At 69.1% G+C, this 6,654-nt stretch carries 9 protein-coding genes and 1 pseudogene; 7 read left to right on the top strand and 3 right to left on the bottom strand.

The genetic code is table 11. The features are described 5' to 3' along the window. The 3 genes from B056_RS0106005 to B056_RS0106000 form a co-directional block, all read right to left on the bottom strand. A partial coding sequence (locus B056_RS0106005; protein ID WP_018500987.1) for a carbonic anhydrase occupies window positions 1–633 on the bottom strand: 633 nt, incomplete at its 3' end. Between the two features lie 26 nt (window positions 634–659). Further along, window positions 660–866: a hypothetical protein gene (locus B056_RS42410; RefSeq protein ID WP_154676866.1), complete on the bottom strand. Its 207-nt coding sequence runs from the start codon at window positions 864–866 to the stop codon at window positions 660–662. 264 nt (window positions 867–1,130) lie between these two features. Next, the gene (locus tag B056_RS0106000; RefSeq protein WP_018500986.1) at window positions 1,131–1,772 is read right to left on the bottom strand and encodes a TetR/AcrR family transcriptional regulator; all 642 of its coding nucleotides are present in this window, start codon (window positions 1,770–1,772) and stop codon (window positions 1,131–1,133) included. A gap of 317 nt (window positions 1,773–2,089) precedes the next feature. Here B056_RS0106000 and B056_RS0105995 point away from each other — a divergent pair, with 317 nt between their 5' ends. The 7 genes and pseudogenes from B056_RS0105995 to B056_RS35340 all read left to right on the top strand — a co-directional run. Beyond that, on the top strand, window positions 2,090–2,824 hold the full coding sequence (locus tag B056_RS0105995; RefSeq protein WP_026239382.1) for an SDR family NAD(P)-dependent oxidoreductase: 735 nt from the start codon (window positions 2,090–2,092) through the stop codon (window positions 2,822–2,824). A gap of 396 nt (window positions 2,825–3,220) precedes the next feature. Continuing rightward, window positions 3,221–3,844: an NADPH-dependent F420 reductase gene (locus B056_RS0105990; RefSeq protein ID WP_018500984.1), complete on the top strand. Its 624-nt coding sequence runs from the start codon at window positions 3,221–3,223 to the stop codon at window positions 3,842–3,844. After that, complete coding sequence (locus B056_RS45290) at window positions 3,798–4,379, top strand: tetratricopeptide repeat protein (protein WP_076784647.1); 582 nt, start codon at window positions 3,798–3,800, stop codon at window positions 4,377–4,379. Before B056_RS0105990 ends, B056_RS45290 begins: the two co-directional genes overlap by 47 nt. 370 nt (window positions 4,380–4,749) lie before the next feature. Further along, window positions 4,750–5,196, top strand: coding sequence for an ArsR/SmtB family transcription factor (locus tag B056_RS42405; protein ID WP_018500982.1), 447 nt, complete (start codon window positions 4,750–4,752; stop codon window positions 5,194–5,196). Further along, window positions 5,196–5,696, top strand: a complete 501-nt coding sequence (locus B056_RS0105975; RefSeq protein ID WP_018500981.1) for an SRPBCC domain-containing protein — start codon at window positions 5,196–5,198, stop codon at window positions 5,694–5,696. The genes B056_RS42405 and B056_RS0105975 overlap by 1 nt, the downstream gene beginning before the upstream one ends. Next, a complete protein-coding gene (locus B056_RS0105970) occupies window positions 5,696–6,298 on the top strand; it encodes a TIGR03086 family metal-binding protein (RefSeq protein ID WP_051105555.1) in 603 nt (200 codons plus the stop codon). Before B056_RS0105975 ends, B056_RS0105970 begins: the two co-directional genes overlap by 1 nt. Window positions 6,299–6,382: 84 nt before the next feature. Beyond that, window positions 6,383–6,654 (top strand): annotated as a pseudogene (locus B056_RS35340) (transposase); the annotation flags it as partial.

Below are 6,654 nucleotides of genomic sequence, written 5' to 3'. Positions count from 1 at the left end.
GGCTGCGGGTACCGGTCCGTGGCTGGTGACCACGCCGACGGTGCCCTCCGCGAGCCGGTACGACAGGCCGACCACGGCGCATCGTCCGGCGGCGACCTCGGCCGCGAGCAGGACCGACCGGCCGACCAGGCCGTCGACCGTCCGCCGGATGTGCGTGCGTACGAACGCGTCGATATCGGTGTGTCCGGCCGCCCGCGCCGAGAGCACGCTGGGCATGACCCGTTCGACCACGTCCCCGAGATAGCCCGCCGGGGCGGTCCCGTCGCGATCCGCCTCGGACGCCGCGGTGACGGCGCCGCACGAGTCGTGGCCGAGAACGACGACGAGGGGCGCGCCGAGCACGCTGACGCCGTACTCGATGCTGCCCAGCACCTCAGGCCCGGCGACGTGCCCGGCGGTCCTCACCACGAAGAGATCCCCCAACCCCCGGTCGAAGATGATCTCAGCTGCCAGCCGGGAATCGGAACATCCGAACAGCACGGCGAACGGATGCTGTCTGGGCGCCACCGCCGATCGACGGTCGGCGTCCTGGTTCGGGTGCAGCCGTTCACCCTGCACGAAACGCGCGTTGCCCTCCCTCAGGGCCGCGAACGCCTCGGCGGGCGAGGAGACAGCGAGATCGGAATCGGGCACGCACAGCAACCTATCTGGTCCGGCGCCTAATCGAGCCCGATCGCGACAACACCACCAGCATCGCCGATGTCGGCGACGACGGGCACTGGGTACCGCCGCGCCGGCGCGGACGGGTCTCTCGTCGTCTCTTCGGTCCCACTCCCGGTCGTCGCCTCTGGGAAGAGCGCAGGCGGAACACCTTCACAGAGATCAGCGTCGGCGTGTTCGTGGCCTATGGGAGCGGCGGTGGCCATGACCGAACCCTGGTACCCCTCTGACTCGACGGAAAACGACCGTCACTTGGTAGATGACTTGACGCCGTAACCCCACCGGATATCAGCCGCCCGGCTGCTGCGGTTTTCATCAAACGAGGATGAAAACGGCTCCAGTTCGACGATACGTACGGAAGGCCGCGGCCAGACCTCGCGACCCGCTCTCCAGCCCGAGTCCCGGCGGCTACCGCTCCGGCCGCGCCGAACTCGACGTCGTCTTCCGGCCGACGAGGCGTGATCGGGCCGTCATTGGCCTCCCACCGGAACGGGAGCGGACCCGGTAGTTCCGCGGTCATCGCTGGGCTGCCGAGGAGATGACGGGGGGATGGCGTTGTCGATGAGGACGGCGGCGATGGCGGCGGCGGCGGGGAAGGATTCGCTGTTGAGGACTCGGGTGCGGGCCGAGGCGCCGTCGATGAGCAGCGCCAGTTGTTCGCCGAGTTGTTCGGGGTTGGTGGCGCCGGCTTCGCGGGCGGTTTCGGTGAGCCGCGCGGCGATGGCGGTCTTGTAGTCGCGTGCGTACTGGGATGCGGGGTGTTGGGGGTCGTGGAGTTCGACGGCCGCCGCGATGTAGGGGCACAGGGGCGTGGAGGCGGGTATCTCGAAGGCGGCGAGGAGTCGTTCGCGGGGTGTGAGGTCGGTGCGGTCGAACACTCCGGGCATGACGTCGGGATCGAATCGGCGCAGGTATTCGGCGACGATTTCGTCCTTGCTGGTGAAGTGCTGGTAGGCCGTGCGCTTGGACACCTGGGCCACGGCGCAGAGCTGGTCCATGCCGGTGCGGTTGATGCCCTGATCGCGGAACAGCTGCTGTGACGCGCTGAGGATGCGCTCGCGTGCGCCCCTGCCGCGGCGCCGGCCCAGGGGGCCCTTCTCCAACTCCGTCATGCCTCCAGTGTAGACCGTTCGGTACGGACCGGTCTACATAGCTTGCGTTCGGGTTGATCATCCGTTACGTTAAGCATACAGTACGGTGTACATATGCCTGGACTGTGCGCCCATCGCGCTGACGGAGATTTAGCAAGGTGAGAGCGGTCCCGACGATCGTCGGTGCGCCATGGCGCGCCGGGCGTCCCACGGCGGGGTCGGTACTGACCGGTGTACTTAGCTTGCGCTCCGACCGGCCATCGGGTACGTTAAGTACACAGCATGGTGTATATAAGAGCCGAACTGTTTTGGATACCCATCAATTCAACGGAGTGATCGTGGGAAAGCTCGATGGCAAGGTAGCGGTGATCACCGGCGGATCCACCGGCATGGCACTGGCCGGCGCCAAACTGTTCGTCGAGGAAGGAGCGCACGTCTTCATCCAGGCCCGGCGGCAGGAAGCACTGGACGACGCCGTCAAGCTGATCGGCCGCAACGTCACCGCCGTCCAGGGTGACGCGGCCGAACTGGACGACCTGGACCGCTTGTACGACACCGTCAGGCGGGAAAAGGGCTCGATCGACGTGCTGTGGGCCAGCGCCGGGATGGGCGAACCCGCCGTCCTCGGCGAGATCACTGAGGAACAGTTCCACCGCGCCTTCTGGCTCAACGCGCGCGGCACCCTGTTCACCGTGCAGAAGGCACTGCCGCTGATCAACGACAACGGCTCGATCTTCATGACCGGATCCAACGCCTCCCTCGGCGCCTTCCCCGGCTGGAGCCTCTACGCGGGAAGCAAAGCCGTCCAGCAGGCCTGGGCCCGCGTCTGGCTCAACGAACTGCGCGACCGCAAGATCCGGGTCAACGTCCTGACCCCCGGCCAGGTCGCCACCGCCAAACAGGAAGAACTGTTCGACGAGGCAACCAAGGCCGCATTCGAGTCCCTCATCCCCCGCGGAAAGATGGGCCGCCCCGAAGAAATCGCCACCGTCGCCCTGTTCCTCGCCTCCGCCGACTCCAGCTACGTCAACGGCCTGGAACTGGTCACCGACGGCGGCACCACCGCCATCTGAACCACACATTAGGAATGCCGCGGGCACACCCCACAACAACCCGGTCGCCACAACGAACTGATCTCGAACGCGGACATCCGCAACACGCCGAAGTGTTGCGCGGGCGTCGTCGAGATGCAGGGTCACCTCGCGCCTCTCGTCGGCATGCAGCCCTGGGAACTGCGCACCAAGGGAGAGTAACGATCACGGGATGCCCTCGTCCCATGTCCCTGACCTGACCCCCTCTTTTTGGAGTGGCGGCAGGTTGACGCATCCCAACCTACCGGCGGAAGACGAGCCGGAGGTGCCGGGAAAGGCACGGCAGTTGGCCCAGAAACGTCGCGGCCGACGCCCTGCGCCTGACCCGGCACGAACGAGACAGAGCGACACCTCGAGAACAGGAAGAGAGCACACCTCATGAGCGGCATCACCCTCATCGGTACGGGGAACATGGCCCGTACCATCGGCACGCTCGCGGTGGCGGGCGGCAACACCGTCGAGGTCATGGGACGCGATCAGTCCAAGGCCGATGACCTGGCCAAGGCTCTGGGCGGCGGCGCGACGACGGGCAAGTGGGGCGCCGTCCCGGCCGGGGACATCGTCATCACGGCCCTGTTGTACGACGGTGTCGTTCCGGTCGTCGCCGAGTACGGAGACGCCCTCGCGGGCAAGGTCATCGTCGACATCAGCAACCCCTTCAACGCCACGTTCGACGGACTGGCCCACAGCGAGGAGACCTCGATCGCGCAGGAAGTCGCCAAGGTGGCCCCGGCCAGCACCAGCGTGGTGAAGGCATTCAACACCATCTTCCGTAATGTCCTGGAGAAGGGCCGGCCCAACGTCTTCATCGCTGGCGACAATGCGCAGGCCAAGGCGGGCGTGGCGGCATTCATCGAGAGCCTCGGGCTGCGCCCTCTGGACGTCGGCGGCCTGAAAATGGCGCACTGGCTGGAAGGAGTGGGCGTGGTCACGGTGGGCCTCGCCGGCAACGGGGTTGGCCACTGGGACTTCGCCCTCGGCGTCAACGAATTTACCGGCTGAGCCCCCGGGGCCGAGCATCGGCCATGTCCACTGGCGGCAAGGCCGGTACACGCTGGCTGTCGATCACCACCAGCGGGCCCTCGCTCTCTACCGGGCCCTGGCCGACCGCAACGGCGAGGCGGACGCCCTGACCAACCTCGGCCTCGTCCACCACGGGCAGGGCAGACACCACGACGCCGCGCATCATCATCGGCAAGCCCTCAACCTCTACGAGGAGTTCGGCGACCGCAACGGCCAGGCCCGTGCACGCAACGGACTGGGGGAACACCTCCACGCCACCGGCCATCCCGAGCAGGCCCGTGACCACCACGCGCACGCGCTCACCCTGACGCTCGCCACCCAGGACAGGTACGAGCAGGCCCGTTCCCACGCCGGCCTCGGCCGCGCCCTCGACGATCTCGGCGACCACGACACCGCCCGCGATCACTGGCGGTCGGCCCGTGACATCTACGCCGAACTCAACGCCCCCGAAGTCCACGAGGCCGACAAGGCACTGAAAGACCAGACCGAGCGGCCTGCGCGCACCCAGGGCTGACGCGAACCCGAGGCTGATCGTCCACCCGCCTACCGGAACGACGCCTGGGAGATCCCCGGCGGCGGTATGGAGGAGGGCGAATACCCGCCGGTTCCGGCCGGCGGGGCCGCATCGCGCGACCCCGACAAGATCGAGATCCTCCCACCACCACCGGCCCGGCCCTGGCGGCGGGAACGGGGACCGGACGGCGGTGCGGCGCACGGTTCTGCCGCAGAGCCGGACGGGTCCTGTCATGCGCAGGTGTCTGGCCGCGCCGAGCCTCCAGGACAGACACGACATCCTGGCGCGACCTCCTTCCTCAACTAGATGGTTGACGTCGCCGCGGGCTCGCCCTAGGGTCTTCATCAACCGATCAGTTGAGGAGGTGCGGGTGGGGGCGGATCAGTTGTCCCAGCTCTTCGCGGCGCTGACGGATCCGACCCGGCGGAATCTGGTCGCCCGGCTGACCGAGGGCGACGCGACCGTCGGCGAACTCGCCGCGCCCTACGACATGAGCGTCCAGGCGGTGTCGAAGCATCTGAAGGTGCTGGAGCAGGCCGGCCTGGTCAGCCGGGCCGGGGTGAACCACCGCAGTCCCGTGCACCTCGAGGCCGAGGTGTTCGACCTGATGACGGGCTGGATCGAGCGCTATCGCCGGCGGGCCGAGCAGCGCTATCGCCGGCTCGACGCGCTCCTGGCCGAGATGAACGACAGCCCGGCCGGCGAGGCCGGCCCGACGAGCGGGCCGGGCCAGGTCGGCGCCCGCGGCCGGGCGGGCAACACCCAAGCGAACGGCGAACCGGCGAGCGACGACCCACCGATGAGAGGAACAGCGTGATGACCAGGAACGACAGCACCGCCACCATCGAGACGACCCGCATCGAGCCCGACCCGGAGGTGCCGCTGATCCGGCTCACCCGGGACTTCGCCGCCACCCCGGAGCAGCTCTTCCGCGCGCACACCGATCCCGCCCTGTTCGCCCGCTGGGTCGGGCCGGACGGGATGGACACGACGATCGAGCACTGGGACGCCACCAACGGCGGCAGCTGGCGTTACGTCGCCCGCCGGGACGGTGTCGACTTCCGGTTCCGCGGCTGCTTCCACGAGGTCCGCCCGGACCGGATCGTGCAGACGTTCACCTTCGAGGGGGAGCCGGACAGCGTGGCGCTGGAGACGCTGCGGTTCGAGGATCTCGGCGACGGCCGCACCCGGCTGCACGCCCAGTCGCTGGTCGACAGCTTCGAGGGCCGGGACGCCTGGCTGCGCGGCGGCATGCAGACCGGCGTCGACCAGGGCTACGCGAAGCTCGTCGCCCTGCTCTCCTCGGGCGCCGCGTGATGGCCGTGCCCGCCGAGCAGCCCGCAGGCCAGCCCGCCGGCCAGCCCGCGGAGCGTCACCGGCGCGTCGCCGCCGTGTTCACCGAACGGGTGCTCGGCACCGGCGACTGGAACGTCCCCACCCCGGTCGAGGGCTGGGCGGCGCGGGACGTCGTCCGCCACCTGTGCGGGTGGTTCCCCGATTTCCTGGCGGCGAGCGGCGGGCCGGCACTGCGGCGCGGCCCGTCGGTCGACGAGGACCCGGTGCGGGCGTGGGCGGTACACACCGACGCCGTCCAGCGGCTTCTCGACGATCCGGCCGCCGCCACCCTGACCCTGCGCAACCCGCATCTGGGCGAGCTGGCGCTGGCCGCCGCGACCGACATGATCTACACGTCCGACGTGTTCATGCACACCTGGGACCTCGCCCGGGCCACCGGCCAGGACGACCGTCTCGACGCCGGCCACTGCGCCCTGCTGCTCGACGGGATGGAAGGGATGGAGGACGCGATCCGCGCCTCCGGCCAGTACGGGCCGCGGGTCGACGTCCCCGCCGGCTCCACCGCCCAGACGCGCCTGCTCGGCTTCATCGGCCGCGACCCGTCGTGGCAGCCGTCCCCTTAGCCCAGGGCTTTCATGGCGATGATCGTCTGGTGGGTGTGTCGGACATGGGAAAGTGCTCCTGAGCTGGGAGGATCGGGCTTGTCGCTCGCCGACCTCGAACTACGCCACCGCCGCCGCGCCCGCTGCGAGGACCGCATCCGCGGCGCGAAGGACACCGGCCTGACGAACCTGCCGCTGCACGACTTCGCCCAGAACCAGATTTGGTGCGCCCTCGTCGCGCTCGCCCTCGACCTGACCGCCTGGACCCAGATGGCCGCCCTGCCCGCCCGGCCCGCGCGGCGCTGGGAGATCAAGAGGCTGCGTCACCGACTGTTCTGGCTAGCGGGGCGACTCGCCCGCCACGCCCGCACATCCGT

The sequence above is a fragment of the Parafrankia discariae genome, from assembly GCF_000373365.1.
Lineage (GTDB): Bacteria > Actinomycetota > Actinomycetes > Frankiales > Frankiaceae > Parafrankia > Parafrankia discariae.
This window is presented reverse-complemented; position numbering and strand designations above follow the sequence as displayed.

What these genes read in the sequence shown, in the direction of transcription:
- B056_RS0105970 (WP_051105555.1), top strand. Translation starts at nt 5,696, where the DNA reads ATGGCCGTGCCCGCCGAGCAGCCCGCAGGCCAGCCCGCCGGCCAGCCC.
- B056_RS0105975 (WP_018500981.1), top strand. Translation starts at nt 5,196, where the DNA reads ATGACCAGGAACGACAGCACCGCCACCATCGAGACGACCCGCATCGAG.
- B056_RS0106000 (WP_018500986.1), bottom strand. Translation starts at nt 1,772, where the DNA reads ATGACGGAGTTGGAGAAGGGCCCCCTGGGCCGGCGCCGCGGCAGGGGC.
- B056_RS42410 (WP_154676866.1), bottom strand. Translation starts at nt 866, where the DNA reads ATGGCCACCGCCGCTCCCATAGGCCACGAACACGCCGACGCTGATCTC.
- B056_RS0105990 (WP_018500984.1), top strand. Translation starts at nt 3,221, where the DNA reads ATGAGCGGCATCACCCTCATCGGTACGGGGAACATGGCCCGTACCATC.